At 70.9% G+C, this 14,454-nt stretch carries 15 protein-coding genes; 7 read left to right on the plus strand and 8 right to left on the minus strand.

Going from position 1 to position 14,454, the window contains the following annotated elements:
* The first annotated feature begins 50 nt into the window (after positions 1-50).
* From coxB to E7744_RS07370, 4 genes are all read left to right on the plus strand, one after another.
* Positions 51-944 (plus strand): cytochrome c oxidase subunit II, encoded by an 894-nt coding sequence (gene coxB / locus E7744_RS07355; protein WP_137774919.1) that lies wholly within the window; start codon positions 51-53, stop codon positions 942-944.
* Positions 944-2,650, plus strand: a complete 1,707-nt coding sequence (ctaD, locus tag E7744_RS07360) for a cytochrome c oxidase subunit I (RefSeq protein ID WP_137773558.1) — start codon at positions 944-946, stop codon at positions 2,648-2,650. The genes coxB and ctaD overlap by 1 nt, the downstream gene beginning before the upstream one ends.
* Positions 2,647-3,048, plus strand: coding sequence for a cytochrome c oxidase subunit 4 (locus E7744_RS07365; protein WP_137773559.1), 402 nt, complete (start codon positions 2,647-2,649; stop codon positions 3,046-3,048). Before ctaD ends, E7744_RS07365 begins: the two co-directional genes overlap by 4 nt.
* A gap of 246 nt (positions 3,049-3,294) precedes the next feature.
* A complete protein-coding gene (locus E7744_RS07370) occupies positions 3,295-3,975 on the plus strand; it encodes a dienelactone hydrolase family protein (RefSeq protein WP_137773560.1) in 681 nt (226 codons plus the stop codon).
* Positions 3,976-4,233: 258 nt separating this feature from the next.
* Here E7744_RS07370 and E7744_RS07375 read toward each other — a convergent pair whose 3' ends face one another.
* The 4 genes from E7744_RS07375 to E7744_RS07390 all read right to left on the minus strand — a co-directional run bounded on the left by E7744_RS07375 (position 4,234) and on the right by E7744_RS07390 (position 8,614).
* On the minus strand, positions 4,234-5,982 hold the full coding sequence (locus E7744_RS07375) for a cytochrome b (RefSeq protein WP_137773561.1): 1,749 nt from the start codon (positions 5,980-5,982) through the stop codon (positions 4,234-4,236).
* Positions 5,983-5,987: 5 nt separating this feature from the next.
* A complete protein-coding gene (locus tag E7744_RS07380; protein WP_137773562.1) occupies positions 5,988-7,067 on the minus strand; it encodes a ubiquinol-cytochrome c reductase iron-sulfur subunit in 1,080 nt (359 codons plus the stop codon).
* A 68-nt stretch (positions 7,068-7,135) separates the two neighbouring features.
* A complete protein-coding gene (locus tag E7744_RS07385; protein WP_137773563.1) occupies positions 7,136-7,939 on the minus strand; it encodes a c-type cytochrome in 804 nt (267 codons plus the stop codon).
* 96 nt (positions 7,940-8,035) lie between these two features.
* Positions 8,036-8,614, minus strand: coding sequence for a heme-copper oxidase subunit III (locus E7744_RS07390; protein WP_210417086.1), 579 nt, complete (start codon positions 8,612-8,614; stop codon positions 8,036-8,038).
* A 258-nt stretch (positions 8,615-8,872) separates the two neighbouring features.
* Between E7744_RS07390 and trpD the strand changes: the two genes are divergently transcribed.
* The gene (gene trpD, locus E7744_RS07395; protein ID WP_137773565.1) at positions 8,873-9,919 is read left to right on the plus strand and encodes an anthranilate phosphoribosyltransferase; all 1,047 of its coding nucleotides are present in this window, start codon (positions 8,873-8,875) and stop codon (positions 9,917-9,919) included.
* A 76-nt stretch (positions 9,920-9,995) separates the two neighbouring features.
* Here trpD and E7744_RS07400 read toward each other — a convergent pair whose 3' ends face one another.
* Together E7744_RS07400 and E7744_RS07405 are read right to left on the minus strand one after the other, a co-directional pair.
* A complete protein-coding gene (locus tag E7744_RS07400; RefSeq protein ID WP_137774920.1) occupies positions 9,996-10,286 on the minus strand; it encodes an Lrp/AsnC family transcriptional regulator in 291 nt (96 codons plus the stop codon).
* A 90-nt stretch (positions 10,287-10,376) separates the two neighbouring features.
* On the minus strand, positions 10,377-10,814 hold the full coding sequence (locus E7744_RS07405) for a DUF3054 domain-containing protein (protein WP_137773566.1): 438 nt from the start codon (positions 10,812-10,814) through the stop codon (positions 10,377-10,379).
* A gap of 99 nt (positions 10,815-10,913) precedes the next feature.
* Between E7744_RS07405 and E7744_RS07410 the strand changes: the two genes are divergently transcribed.
* Together E7744_RS07410 and E7744_RS07415 are read left to right on the plus strand one after the other, a co-directional pair.
* Positions 10,914-11,645 (plus strand): winged helix-turn-helix transcriptional regulator, encoded by a 732-nt coding sequence (locus E7744_RS07410; RefSeq protein ID WP_210417087.1) that lies wholly within the window; start codon positions 10,914-10,916, stop codon positions 11,643-11,645.
* A complete protein-coding gene (locus E7744_RS07415) occupies positions 11,642-12,223 on the plus strand; it encodes a hypothetical protein (protein WP_137773567.1) in 582 nt (193 codons plus the stop codon). Before E7744_RS07410 ends, E7744_RS07415 begins: the two co-directional genes overlap by 4 nt.
* A 42-nt stretch (positions 12,224-12,265) precedes the next feature.
* Here the strand turns inward: E7744_RS07415 and E7744_RS07420 are convergent, their stop codons facing one another.
* Positions 12,266-12,721, minus strand: coding sequence for a VOC family protein (locus tag E7744_RS07420; RefSeq protein ID WP_137773568.1), 456 nt, complete (start codon positions 12,719-12,721; stop codon positions 12,266-12,268).
* 76 nt (positions 12,722-12,797) lie between these two features.
* Complete coding sequence (locus E7744_RS07425) at positions 12,798-14,435, minus strand: AarF/ABC1/UbiB kinase family protein (protein WP_137773569.1); 1,638 nt, start codon at positions 14,433-14,435, stop codon at positions 12,798-12,800.
* Positions 14,436-14,454: the final 19 nt, after the last annotated feature.

Genomic DNA, 14,454 nt, shown 5'->3' on the forward strand with positions numbered 1-14,454 from the left:
CGCAGAATCAAGCCGGCAGCCGTGGCAGGCGTCTCCTGAAGGGGGGAGCGCTGGCCGTCGTGGCAGCCCTCGTGCTGTCCGGTTGCTCGGAGCAGGTCCAGCGCGGCTGGCTGCCCGGCACGCGGGAGACCACCAACCAGTCCGCCCAGTTGACCGACCTGTGGGTCAACTCCTGGATCGCCGCCCTGGTCGTGGGGCTCGCGGCCTGGGCGATGATGCTGTGGTGCATGGTCGCCTACCGCCGCCGCAAGAACGACAAGGGCTACCCGCGCCAGCTGGCCTACAACGTGCCGCTGGAGACGCTGTTCACCGTCATCCCGATCATCATGGTGCTGACCCTGTGGGGCTTCACCGATCGCGTGCAGCGCTCGGTGGACACGCCGGTCGAGGACTCGCCGCTGACCGTGGAGGTCTACGGCAAGCAGTGGGCGTGGGACTTCAACTACACCTACGAGGGCCAGGAGAAGCACCTGGCCGGCGTCCAGGCGCAGCTCACCGGTGAGCCGGGCGTGGAGGAGAAGCTCCCCACCCTGTACCTGCCCGAGGACGTGCCGGTGGAGTTCGAGCTGAAGTCGCGCGACGTCATCCACTCGTTCTGGATCCCGGCGTTCCTGCGCAAGCTGGACATGGTTCCCGGCAAGACCAACTACATGTACCTGACGCCCCAGGAGGCCGGGACCTTCCAGGGCAAGTGCGCCGAGCTCTGCGGCGAGTACCACTCCGAGATGCTGTTCAACGTGGAGGTCGTCCCCGAGGACGAGTTCCGCCAGCAGCTGTCCCGGATGGAGGACGGCCACCTCGGTGCCGAGTACAACCGCAACCCCAACCAGAACCCTGACGGACAGCGCGACCAGGAGGTCCAGCTGCAGGGTGATGGCACCACGCGCCACGACGCGGGTGGACCGACCGGCGGCGAAGAGACCACGGGTGAGGGAGACAACTGATGACCACCTATGAGTACGCCACGGACGAGGTTGCCGCGCAGCCTCGCGTGGTGCCTGTCTCGAAGGGCAGGATCGTCGTCAACTGGCTGACGACCACCGACCACAAGACGATCGGGTACATGTACCTGATCACCTCGTTCATCTTCTTCTGCGTCGGCGGCGTCATGGCGCTGCTGATCCGGGCCGAGCTCTTCGAGCCGGGCATGCAGCTGCTGCAGACGAAGGAGCAGTACAACCAGCTGTTCACCATGCACGGCACGATCATGCTGCTGATGTTCGCGACGCCGCTGTTCGTCGGCTTCGCGAACGTGATCATGCCCCTGCAGATCGGCGCGCCGGACGTGTCGTTCCCGCGACTGAACGCCCTGGCGTTCTGGTTCTTCCTGTTCGGCTCGATCATCGCCGTGGCCGGCTTCCTCACCCCGCAGGGCGCGGCCTCCTTCGGCTGGTTCGCCTACGCGCCGCTGTCCAACACGACGTACTCGCCGGGCGTGGGCGGTGACCTCTGGGTCTTCGGCCTGGGCCTGCAGGGCTTCGGCACCATCATGGGTGGCGTCAACTTCATCACCACCATCCTGACCATGCGCGCCCCGGGCATGACCATGTGGCGCATGCCGATCTTCACCTGGAACACGCTGATCACGGGCATCCTGATCCTGATGGCGTTCCCGCCCCTGGCCTCCGCGCTCTTCGCGCTCGGCATGGACCGGCGCTTCGGCGGCCACATCTTCGACCCGGAGAACGGCGGCGCCATCCTGTGGCAGCACCTGTTCTGGTTCTTCGGCCACCCCGAGGTGTACATCATCGCGCTGCCGTTCTTCGGCATCGTCTCGGAGATCATCCCGGTCTTCAGCCGCAAGCCGATCTTCGGCTACAAGTCCCTCGTGTTCGCGACCACGGCCATCGCGGCCCTGTCCGTGACCGTGTGGGCGCACCACATGTACGTGACCGGCTCCGTCCTGCTGCCGTTCTTCTCGCTGATGACGATGCTCATCGCGGTCCCGACCGGCGTGAAGTTCGTGAACTGGATCGGCACCATGTGGCGCGGCTCGATCACCTTCGAGACCCCGATGCTGTGGGCCCTGGGCTTCATGGTCACCTTCCTCTTCGGCGGCCTGACCGGCGTCATCCTGGCGGCCCCGCCGCTGGACTTCCACGTCTCGGACACCTACTTCGTGGTGGCGCACTTCCACTACGTCGTGTTCGGCACCGTGGTGTTCGCGATGTTCGCGGGCTTCTACTTCTGGTGGCCCAAGTTCACCGGCAAGATGCTCAACGAGCGCCTGGGCAAGATCCAGTTCTGGATGCTGTTCGTCGGCTTCCACGGTACGTTCCTCATCCAGCACTGGCTGGGCGTCATGGGCATGCCGCGCCGCTACGCGGACTACCTGGTCGAGGACGGCTTCACCGTCATGAACCAGTTCTCCACCGTGTTCTCCTTCCTCCTGGGCGCCTCCCTGATCCCGTTCTTCTGGAACGTGTACATCACGGCGCGCAAGAGCCGGAAGGTCACCGTGGACGATCCGTGGGGCTTCGGCGGTTCGCTGGAGTGGGCCACCTCGTGCCCGCCGCCGCGCCACAACTTCCACTCGCTGCCGCGCATCCGCTCGGAGCGTCCGGCGCTGGACCTGCACCACCCTGAGCTGCTGCCGACCTCGCCGCAGCACGAGCCCGAGGTCTTCGGAGAGATGGCGGCTGCCAAATGAGAACCAGTGTCAAGCTGTTCACCATCATCGCCACCTTCTTCGTGATCGTGGGCACCGTGTACGCCTTCTGGGTGCGCTGGAGCGAGTGGGCGGGCATCCCCGCGATCTACGCCCTCGCCGGCCTGGGCTACATGATCGCCCTCTACCTGTGGCTCACCGAGCGCCGCTTCGGGCTGGGCCCGGACGACGACGAGAACGGGGAGATCTCCGCCTACGCCGGCACCTATGGGAACTTCGCCCCGTGGAGCTGGTGGCCGCTGGGCCTCGGCATCGCCTGCGCCGCCCTGGTGCTCGGCCTCGCCGTCGGCTGGTGGATCTTCTTCGTCGGCGTCGGCCTGGGGCTGTACTTCCTGGTCGGCTGGGTCTTCGAGTACTCGAAGGGCCAGCACGCCCACTGACTCCCTCCGCGGCAGTCCGTCCGCGACGGCCCGGGCCGGAACCCTCTGGGGTTCCGGCCCGGGCCGTCTCGCGTCTCCGGGAGCCTCCCGCCGCCGTCGTCGCGGACGCATCCCGGTCCTTCCCCCAACGGTGCCCGACGCCTACCCTGACGGCGTCGGGCACCCCGCCCGGGAGTCCGGATCCGGGAGTCCGGACCCGGGCCGGGGACGTGGCCGGGCCGGCGTCCCACGGAAGGGGAGGCAGCGATGCAGGACGGCGAGGTCCCGGGGACCAGCCTCATCCGGGCGGGGACCGTGCGGATGGAGGGCGTCCTCCGGATGCCGGCGGACGGCGCCCCGGTGGTCGTCTTCGCCCACGGCAGCGGCAGCGGACGGCACAGTCCCCGCAACCGACTGGTGGCGTCCGTCCTGCAGGAGGCCGGGCTCGGCACCCTGCTCCTGGACCTGCTGACGCCGCGGGAGGCGGAGGACCGGCGCGCCGTGTTCGACATCCCCCTGCTGGCGCGGCGGCTCGCGGCGGCGGAGGAGTGGATCCGCCGGCAGCCCGCGAGCCGGTCGTCTCCCGTGGGGTACTTCGGCGCGAGCACGGGAGCGGGCGCGGCCCTGTGGGCGGCCGCGGAGCCCGGCGCGCGGGTGCGGGCCGTCGTCTCGCGCGGGGGACGGCCGGACCTGGCCGGGCCGCGGCTCGGGGCCGTGCAGGCACCCACGCTGTTGATCGTGGGTGGAGCGGACCACCGCGTGCTGGAGCTGAACCGGGAGGCCCTGGTCCACCTGCGCTGCGAGACCCGGCTCGAGGTCGTGGAGGGCGCGACCCACCTGTTCGAGGAGGCCGGCACGCTCGAGCGCGCCGCCGGCCTGGCGCGTGACTGGTTCCTCCAGCACCTGCCGGGGCACGACGGCGAGGGCGCCACGACGGGGAGGGCGTAGGCCCGCGCGGCGTCCGCGGCCGGGGCGGCACGTCCCTCGGTGGCCCCCTCCTCTCCCAGCGGTGCGTGCCCTCCCAGCCCCGCCGGGGCGCCCTCGGCGGCCGTGCGGACCCGTGCACTGCGGGAGTCCCGTGGGCGGGACTCGCGGCCCCAGCGGCCCGTGAGCGGCGTGCGCCCGGACCGCCGTGGTGTTCCCCGCAACGCAGGAAGGGCCCCGCCGAAGCGGGGCCCTTCCTGGGATGTCAGTCCGTGCGCCGGCTCAGTGGCCGATGGAGGACTGGCTGGAGCCGGCACCGACCGGCGCCGGGACGTCGTGGTGGTCGTGGGTCTTCGCCTCGACCAGCTCCTCGCGCGTCACGGGCTCCACGCGGTCCTCGTAGAACCAGCGGCTGATCTTCGCGCGGCGCTTCTCGCCCGCGGAGACCTTGCCGTCCGCACCGGGCTGGGCCGGCAGCGGCTTGCGGGACTCGAAGCCGATCAGCTTGTAGAGGTGGAAGTCGTCCAGGCGCTCGTGGCGCTCACGGAACTCACCGTCCGGGGTCATCTCGATGACACCGGCCTCACGGCCGTGGAGGACGATCTCGCGGTCCTTGCGCTGCAGGGACAGGCAGACACGCTTCGTGATGATGAAGCCGATGAACGGCCCGAAGACGAAGATCGCGCGCAGCCAGTACGTCACGTCGTTGAGGGACACCATGAAGTGCGTGGCGATGAGGTCCGACGACGCCGCCGCCCACATGGTGCAGTACCAGACGATGCCGGCCACGCCGATCGCGGTGCGGGTGGGGGCGTTGCGCGGGCGGTCCAGGATGTGGTGCTCGCGGTCGTCCTTGCTGATCCAGCGCTCGATCCACGGCCAGGCGATCATCGTGCCGATGAGGATGGCGGCCGGGAGCATCGGCAGGAGCACGTTCCACACGATGGTGTTGGTGCCGCCCGGGAACAGGTTCCAGACGTTGGCGACCTCGGAGTGCGGGGTGAAGCGGTCCTCGCCGAGGAACGGCAGCGGGATCTGCCACTCGAACGGGAAGGCCCACAGGAAGCCCGGCATGAGGCGCAGCGCGCCATCCACCCAGCCGATGTACCAGTCGGGCTGGGTACCGGCGGAGACGGGGGAGGGGTCGTACGGACCGTAGTTCCAGATCGGGTTGATCGTGAACAGGGCGGAGATCAGGGCGATGATGCCGAAGACGATGAAGAAGAAGCCACCGGCCTTCGCCGCGTACACCGGGCCGATCGGGTAGCCGACGACGTTGTTCTCCGTCCGGCCGGGGCCGGGGTACTGGGTGTGCTTGTGCACGACGACCATGAACAGGTGGGCGACCACCATGAGCAGGATCAGGGCCGGCACGATCAGCACGTGCAGGATGTACAGGCGCCCGATGATCGCGTCGCCCGGGAACTCGCCGCCGAACAGGAAGAACGAGATGTAGGAGCCGACGATTGGCAGGGCCTTGATGACGCCGTCGATGATGCGCAGGCCGTTGCCGGAGAGCAGGTCGTCCGGCAGGGAGTAGCCGGTGAAGCCGGCGGCCAGGCCCAGGATGAGCAGGACGCAGCCGACGACCCAGTTGAGCTCGCGCGGACGGCGGAACGCGCCGGTGAAGAACACGCGGAGCATGTGCACGGACATCGCGGCCACGAACAGCAGGGCCGACCAGTGGTGCACCTGGCGCATGAACAGGCCGCCGCGGACGTCGAAGGAGATGTCCAGGGACGAGGCGTACGCGGTGGACATCTCCACCCCGTACAGCGGGCGGTAGGAGCCCTCGTAGGTGGTGTGCGCCATCGAGGGGTCGAAGAAGAAGGTCAGGAAGGTTCCCGACAGCAGCAGGATGACGAACGTGTAGAGCGCCACCTCGCCGAACATGAACGACCAGTGGTCGGGGAAGATCTTCCGGCCGAACTCCCGGACGACGGGGGACAGGCCCACCCGGGTGTCGACGAAGTTGGCGATCTTCCCCGTGGAGGTCGATGCCCTGTACTCAGTGGTGGTCGAGGTACTCATGGGTATCAGCCACGCTCCCAGTAGGCCGGTCCGACGGGCTCGTGGAAGTCGCTCTGCGCGACCAGGAAGCCCTCTTCATTGACGGTGATCGGCAGCTGCGGCAGGGCGTGGCCCGCCGGGCCGAAGACCACCTTGCACTCCTGCGTCAGGTCGAAGGTCGACTGGTGGCAGGGGCACAGCAGGTGATGGGTGTGCTGCTCGTACAGCGCGACGGGGCACCCGACGTGCGTGCAGATCTTGGAGTAGGCCACGATGCCGTCGACGTGCCAGTCCTCGCGTCCGGGCGAGATCTGCAGGTCGTCGGGATCGAGGCGCATGACGAGCACGACGGCCTTGGCCTTCTGGTTCAGCATGTCGTGCGGATCGAGCTCGTTGAGCCCCTCGGGGATCACGTGGAAGGCCGAGCCGATGGTGACGTCCGAGGCCTTGATCGGGGTGCCGGTGGGGTCGCGGACGAGGCGGACGTCCGTGTCCCACATGGTGTGGCTCAGCCGCTCGACGCCGAAGTTCTCGGTGGCCAGCTCGCTGCGGTTGTCCGTGTCGTCCAGGTCGCGGAAGATCGCGATGGCCGGCAGGGGGGCGAGGGCGACGGCGCCGATGAGGGTGTTGCGGATCAGCGGGCGGCGCTTGATCTGCGACTCCTCGAGGATGTCGTCGATCATGCCGGTGGCGACCTGTCGGTCATCGTCCGTGCGCACCTCGTGGCGGAGCTCCGAGACCTCGTGGTCCGGCATGAGCGTCTTGGCCCAGTGGACGATGCCGACGCCGATGCCGAGCATCGCGAAGGCGGTGCCCAGGCCCAGCAGCAGGTTCTGCAGGCGCACGGTGGAGATCGGGGTGTCCGGACCGATCTGTCCGACGGCGAAGTAGCCGATGAAGAACACGAGCGTGCCGATGATGGACAGTCCGAAGAGGAAGGCCACCTGGCGCTCGGCGCGCCGGGCGGCGCGCGGGTCCTCGTCTGCCAGCCGGGGCCGGTGCGGCGGGAGGCCGGGGTTGTCGATGGCGTACTTGCCCGACTCCTCCACACCGGCGTGCTCAACGGTGCCCGAGTGTCCCGGGCCTCCGTGGCTTAGCTCAGACATAGATCTGAATCCTTTGCTTGAGTGATGGTGACGTTGTGTGTGGCCGGCGCCCCCACGGCGCCGTCAGGTCAGGAGGACCGGGAGGTCAGCCAGACCATGAAGCCGATGATCAGCGCCAGACCCGCCGTCCAGACGAAGAGGCCCTCGGAGACCGGGCCGAGCGAGCCGAGCGTCGCGCCGCCCGGGGAGCCCTGGTCCTCGATCTGCTTGAGGAACGCGATGATGTCCCGCTTGTCCTCCGGCTTGAGGTTGGCGTCGGAGAAGACCGGCATGTTCTGCGGGCCCGTGGCCATGGCCTCGTAGATGTGCTTCTCCGAGACCTCGGCGAGCGACGGGGCGTACTTGCCGCGGGTCAGGGCGCCGCCGGCCGCGGCGGCGTTGTGGCACATGGCGCAGTTGACGCGGAACAGGGTGCCACCGTTGCCGAGGTCGACGTCCTCGTGGTCGGTGTCGAGGTACTCGTCCCCGGGGATGGCCGGACCGGCGCCGAGGGAGGAGACGTAGGCGGCCAGCTGCATGGTCTGCTCGTCGTTGAACTGCTGCGGCTTGGTCTGGGCCTGGGGACCCTGCATCTGCATGGGCATGCGGCCCGTGCCGACCTGGAAGTCGACGGAGGCGGCGCCCACGCCGACCAGGCTGGGGCCGTTCTCCGTGCCCACGGCCTCGTAGCCGTGGCAGGTGGCGCAGTTCGCGTTGAAGAGCTTCTCGCCCGCGGTGACGTCCTCGGCGCTGTAGCCGGAACCCGTGGTGGCAGCCTGGGCCTGGTTCATGGTGCTGGCGACCGAGTACAGGCCGCCGGTGATCAGAAGTCCCAGAAGCAGCAGCGCGAGCCCGGCGATCGGGTGGCGCCGTTTCTGTGAGAGTGCCTTCACGGTTGGTTCCTAACGTTTCTCATGTGACCGGAGGAGGGTGACGGTCCGTCTCCGGTCGACCTCGGGGTGGTGCGGGTGTGCCGGTGACGGCGGGGCCTATTTCAGGAAGTAGACGATCGCGAACAGGGCGATCCAGACGACGTCCACGAAGTGCCAGTAGTAGGACACGACGATGGCCGAGGTGGCCTCGTGGTGGCCGAAGCGCTTGGCGAGGTAGGCGCGTCCGATGATGAACAGGAAGGCGATCAGGCCGCCGGTCACGTGCAGGGCGTGGAAGCCGGTGGTGATGTAGAACGCGGAGCCGTAGGCGCTGGCGTCGATGGTGACGCCCTCGGAGGTGAGCACGGCGTACTCGTAGGCCTGCACGGACACGAAGAAGGCGCCCATGACGAAGGTCAGGATGAACCACTCGACCATGCCCCAGCGCTTGAGCGAGAACAGCCCGCCGGTGCGGCGCGGCTGCAGCCGCTCGGCGGCGAACACGCCGGCCTGGGCGGTGAAGGAGCTCGCCACGAGCACGAGGGTGTTGATGAACGCCAGCGGGACGTTGAGGATCTCCGTGTTCTCGGCCCACAGCTCCGGGGAGGTGGAGCGCAGGGTGAAGTACATGGCGAAGAGGCCGCCGAAGAACATCAGCTCGCTGGAGAGCCAGACCATGGTGCCCACTTGCACCATATTGGGTCGGCTGGGGAGCCCGGTCGCGGGCCTGGGGAGGGCATGGGTTGCAGTCGTCACCCGTTCATTATGGCCCTAAAACAGGGAGGGGCTCCAATGCGACGAACGTTTCGGCGTTTCGCCCTGTTCCCGCTCCCGGGCGGTTCACACGGCATTGCTGGATTCCACCCAGCAAGCTCGGAGGAACGCAGGTCACGGCCCGTGCAACAGTCCGTCGTGCGCCCGGTCCCGGCGCGGGGTGGGGACTAGCATGTGCGCGTGAGCACTCCCACCGATTCCCTGTCCTGGCCGTCCGTCTTCAGCCTGCTGCTGGGCCGTGAGGACCTGACCACCGCCCAGGCCATGTGGGCGATGCGCGAGATCATGTCGGGCAACGCCACGGACGCCCAGATCGCCGGGTTCCTCGTGGCCCTGTCCGCGAAGGGCGAGACGGTCCAGGAGCTGCTCGGCCTCACGCAGGTGATGCTCGAGAACGCCGTGCACCTCGAGATCCCGGGGGAGACCCTGGACATCGTCGGCACGGGCGGGGACAAGCTGGGCACGGTGAACATCTCGACGATGTCCTCCCTCGTGGCCGTGGGCGCGGGGGCCACCGTGGTGAAGCACGGCAACCGCGGCGCCTCGTCCACGGCCGGCGCCGCGGACGTGATCGAGGCCCTCGGCGTGGACCTCGGGATGCCCCTGGACAAGGTCGTGGAGTGCGCGCGCACGGCCGGCATCACCTTCCTCTTCGCCCAGGGCTACCACCCCTCGATGAAGTACGTGGCGCCGGCGCGCAAGCAGCTCGGCGTGCCGACCGTGTTCAACTACCTGGGCCCGCTGACCAACCCCGCCGGGGTGCGCGCCCAGGCGCTCGGCTGCGCGAGCGCCCGCATGGCGCCGTTGCTCGCCGGGGTGCTCGCCGACCGGGGCCTGCGCGGCCTCGTGTTCCGCGGCAGCGACGGCCGGGACAAGATCACGACGTCGGGGCCCTCCACGATCTTCGAGGTGCGGGACGGCGCGGTGCAGGAGCACGAGCTGCAGCCCCAGGACTTCGGCATCCCCCTCGCACCCGTGGAGGCCCTCGCCGGCCGGGACGGTGCGTACAACGCCGGGATCGTGCGTGAGCTGCTGGAGGGGCGGCCGGGCCCGGTGCGCGATGCCGTGGTGCTGAACGCCGCGGCGGGCCTGACGGCCTTCGACACCTCGGCGGAGGGGCACCTGTTCGAGCGGATCCAGGCCAACATGGCCCGTGCCGTCGAGTCCATCGACTCCGGTGCCGCCCAGTCCGTGCTCGACGCCTGGGTGCGGGTCTCCCACTCCTGACGGGCCGGGCACGCGGCGTGCCGGGCGCTGGGTCCCGGTACCGCCGCGGCGCGCCCGTCCCGGGGCCTCCCCGTGCTCAGCGCTCGGTGTTCTCGAACCCCAGGGCGAAGCCCTCCTCGAGGTCGTGGCGGGAGTACGCGCGGAAGGCCAGCATGGTCTCCGTGTCCCGCACGCCCTCGACCTTGGACAGGTGGTCGGCGATGACGTCGGCGAGGTCGTCGAACCGGCGCAGGCGGACCATCGCGATGAGGTCCCACTCGCCCGTCACGGAGTACACGGCCGTCACCCCGTCCAGGTCGGCCAGCTCGGCGGCGCACTCCGGGATGCGGGTGGGGTCGGTCTTGATCATGACGAAAGCGGTGACCATCACGGTTCCTCCTGGCTCGGTGGCGTTCGGCGGGACGCCGGGACCGCCGCAGGTCAGCGCGGGCGGGGCCGGTCGCCCCCACGGCTCATCCTAGGTCCGCGAGCCGCGCCGCGGCCGCGTGAGGAGCGCCGTGACGCCGCGGCGGCCGAGCAGGAAGGCGCCCAGCACCGCGGCCGTGACCAGCTGGAACGAGGGAGCGGCGGTCTCGCCCAGGAGCACGCGCAGCACCAGGCCGCCGGCCACCGTCCCCAGCCAGACGACGACGCCGGCCGGCCACGGCCGTGCCCAGGTCCGCCGGGGGCGCGTCAGCGCGGTGGTGGCGGCCCAGGCGAGGAGGAAGGGCAGGGCCGTCCACAGGATGCCGGCGAGGTCGAGCCCGGAGGCGTGCGCGCGCCGGCCCAGGGCGGCGAAGAGGACGATGAGCAGGGCATCGGCCGCCAGGGCCGGGACGACGGAGCGGGCACCCCGGGACGCGTCATCCGTCCCGGAGCGGTCGGCCGGCGGTCGGACGGTGCGGGGGGAGGCCATGGTGTGATCCTAGGCGACCGGGCCCGGGGAAGCGCTTCGGCCAAGTTCCACAAGTCGGAGTCCTTGTGATTCCATCCACAATGCCCTAGGTTTGTCGTCATGATCGTGATGACCATGGACCAGCGCGGGTCCACCACGGGCCCCGACCGGGTGGGCACCCTCCTGGAGGGGCTCACCGCGCACGGCCCCGAGCGGGGGATCGTCCGCCCGTTCCAGCGCACGGCGGGCGACGAGGTGCAGGGCCTGCTGGACCGGCCCGAGGCCGTGGTGGGCATCGCCCTGTCCGCGGCGCGGTCCGGCCACTGGAGCGTCGGGATCGGGGTCGGGGAGGTGCGCGAACCGATGCCCCGCGAGACGCGGGCCGGCGCCGGTCCCGCGTTCGAGCACGCCCGCGAGGCGGTCGAACGCGCCAAGCACTCGCCCGGGCGGGTGGCCGTGGCGGCGGGGCAGGGGCCGGACACCCCGGAGGCGGGCCTCGTCGAGGCCGTCGAGGCGGGCCTGCAGCTGCTCGCCGAGCTCGAGCAGCGGCGCAGCGAGGAAGGCCAGGCGGCCGGCCGGCTGGTGGACGCCGGGATGACCCAGCAGGAGGCGGCCCGCGAGCTGGGGATCAGCCAGCAGGCCGTGAGCGCCCGGCTGCGCTCCGGGCTGTGGCACGAGAGCCGGCGGCTGGCGTCCGTGGTGTCCGCCATGCTGGAGGACCTGGACGCCCGGTCGGCACGGAGCCCGCGCGGGGACCACCCCGGAGGAGGCACCCGCGACCCGGAGGGCGGCCAGCGCCGAGACCCCCGGGGCGACCGGGAGCCTCGAGAGCACGGAGGAGACGCATCGTGAACGCCCCATCCCTGGCGGCCCTGGTCCTGCTCGTCCTGGCCGGGCTGCTCGCCGTCCCGCAGTACTTCGACCGGCACCGCGGACCGGGTGCGTCCCACCGCGTCCTCTACGCCACCGCGGGGCTGCAGCTGGTGCTCGTCGGCGCCGCGGCGGTCACCGCCCTGGCCTCGGGCGGGGGACAGGGCTGGGCCCTCGCCGCCCCGATCGCCGCCGCCGCCGCGACCCTGGGCGGCGGTGCACCCACCCGGTCGGTGCTGCAGCTGTCCTTCAACGCCTCCCATCCCGAGCACCAGCCGACGCTGACCGGCGCCGACGGCGAGGTGGTCTTCAACGAGGAGGCCGATGTGCAGCCGGTGCTGCGCGGGGGCGCGTGGATCGGGGTGCTGGAGCGACTGGCCGTGTCCTCCGCGCTGCTGATGGGCTGGCCCGAGGGCCTGGCGATCATCCTCGCGGTCAAGGCCCTGGGGCGGTACTCCGAACTGGGCAAGTCCGGTGCCGCGGAGCGGTTCATCCTCGGGACCTTCGCGAGCCAGCTCTGGGCCTGTGCCTGCGTGGGCGTGGCCGTGCTCGTGGCCTGAGCGTCCTGCGGGTCTCCGGGCCTCCGGGTCGCGGACCCGGGGCTAGAGGCAGAACTCGTTGCCCTCCGGGTCCTGCAGCACCGTCCAGGCCCACGGCCCCTGCCGTCCGGCCCCGACCCTCCGGGCGCCCAGTGCGAGGAGGCGCTCGAGCTCGGCGGCCCGCCGGCCGTCGTCGGCCCCGGGCTCCCGCAGGTCCCAGTGCACCCGGTTCTTCACCGACTTGGCCTCCGGGACGGTCTGGAACAGGATCCGGGGCCGGTCCGGGGCGCCGCCGTCGCCCGGGGGCGGGATGATCGCCGCCCCTGCCCGCCAGACGAGGCGCCCCCGGTGCGTGGTGGTCTCCGCCTCGGTGGCCTGCCCCTCGGCGACCATCCGCCGGATGAACGCCTCGTCCTGGACCTCCACGTCCCAGCGCAGCGCCTCGGCCCACCAGTCGGCGAGCTCGTGGGGCCGGGCGCAGTCGACGCAGAGCTGGATGCCGTACGGGGGAGGGGCCATGGCGACACCGTAGGCGGTGGGGGGCCGCGCCGGAAGCGCCGGCGGGCGCACGGGACGGCGGACCTGGCCCGCGGGGTCAGCGCCGCCGTCGCCGGGCGGTCCGCAGCAGGTAGCCGCCCAGCAGTCCCGCCGCGCCGGCGGAGGCCGTCGCCACCGGTCCGCGCAGCACCGCCGCCCGGCCCGTGGTGGTGGCCACGACCCCGCCGGCCACGTTGATGAAGGCGGCCGTCAGCATCCCGGCCACGAGCCGGTTGGCGGTCTGCTGGTCCCGGGAGCGCTGCCGCTCGGTCTCGGCCGGGTCCAGGGTGAGCTGCGGGCCGCCGCGCTCGATGAGGTCCAGCAGGCCCTGCACGAGCCGGGGTGCGTCCGTGCCCGCCTGCCGCAGTTCCTGGGCGATCCGGCCGAGGCGGCGGCGCAGGGCCTCGGGGGAGTAGCGCTGGAGCACCAGCCGCCGGGTGAACGGCGCCAGGACGGAGGCCAGCTGGAAGTCGGGGTCGAGGGCCTTGCCCAGCCCCTCGGCCATGAGCAGCATCTTGAACAGCATCGCCAGGTCGTTGGGCAGGTGCAGCCGGTGCCGCCGCAGGGTGCCGAGGATGTCGTTGATGAGGGCGGAGACGGGGAAGTCGGCCAGGGTGTGGCCGCTGAACCGCTCGATCAACACGGACACGTCCTGCTTGAGCGCGGCGCGGTTGACGGGGCCCGAGGACTGGTTCAGGCGCAGCAGGGCGTCGGTCGCGTGCGAGGTGTCCCCGGCGACGATGGCCACGAGGATGTCCCCGAGGCGCTCCTTGAGGTCCTCGTCGAGCGTGCCCACCATGCCGAAGTCGATGACCCCCAGGGCGCCGTCCTCCTCCACGAAGAAGTTCCCGGGGTGGGGGTCCGCGTGGAAGAAGCCGTGCTCGAAGACCATGGTGCACAGCACCGCCCCGGCGCGCCGGGCCAGTTCCGCGCGGTCGATCCCCGCCGCGGCGAGGGCGTCCACGTCGTCGATCTTGATGCCCCGGATCCGCTCGAGCGTGAGCACCCGCGAGGTGGTCGTCTCCCAGTGCACGACGGGGATGTGCACGTCCGGGTGGCCGGCGAAGTTCGCGGCGAACCGCTCGGCGTTGCGCGCCTCTGCGAGGTAGTCCAGCTCCTGCCGCAGCGTCTGGGCGAACTCCCGGACCAGCCCCGTGGCGTCGTTGTCCCGGGCGAAGTCCCAGCGGCGCGTGGCCATCTCGGCCAGGTTCTCGAGGATCTCCAGGTCCTCGTTGACGGTCTCCACCACCCCCGGCCGGCGCACCTTGACCACCACGTCCTGCCCGTCGAGCACGGCGGCGTGGGCCTGGCCGATCGAGGCGCTGGCCAGCGGCTGGGACTCGAGCCGGTCGAAGACCGCCGTGGACCCGAGCTCCTCGGCGATCGCGGCCATCACCTGCGCGGCGGGGATCGGCTCCACCCGGTCCTGCAGCGCCTTGAGCTCGCGCACGTAGGGCGGGGGCAGCAGGTCCGGGCGGGTGGAGAGGATCTGGCCCAGCTTCACGAAGGCGGGGCCGAGCTGCTCGAGGGCGCGGCGGACCAGCTCGGGCCGGGTGTAGGCCCGGCCGTCCTCGCGCCGCGGCATGCGCCGGAACGGGAACCGGCCCGAGAGCCCCAGCGCGCTGACGACGAAGCCGAGGCCGTTGACCGAGAGGACCTCGGCGATCTCCCGGTAGCGCTCCCGCCTGGAGCCCATGGCCGTCCACCTCCTGTCA

It is taken from the genome of Citricoccus sp. SGAir0253, from assembly GCF_005877055.1.
GTDB lineage: Bacteria > Actinomycetota > Actinomycetes > Actinomycetales > Micrococcaceae > Citricoccus.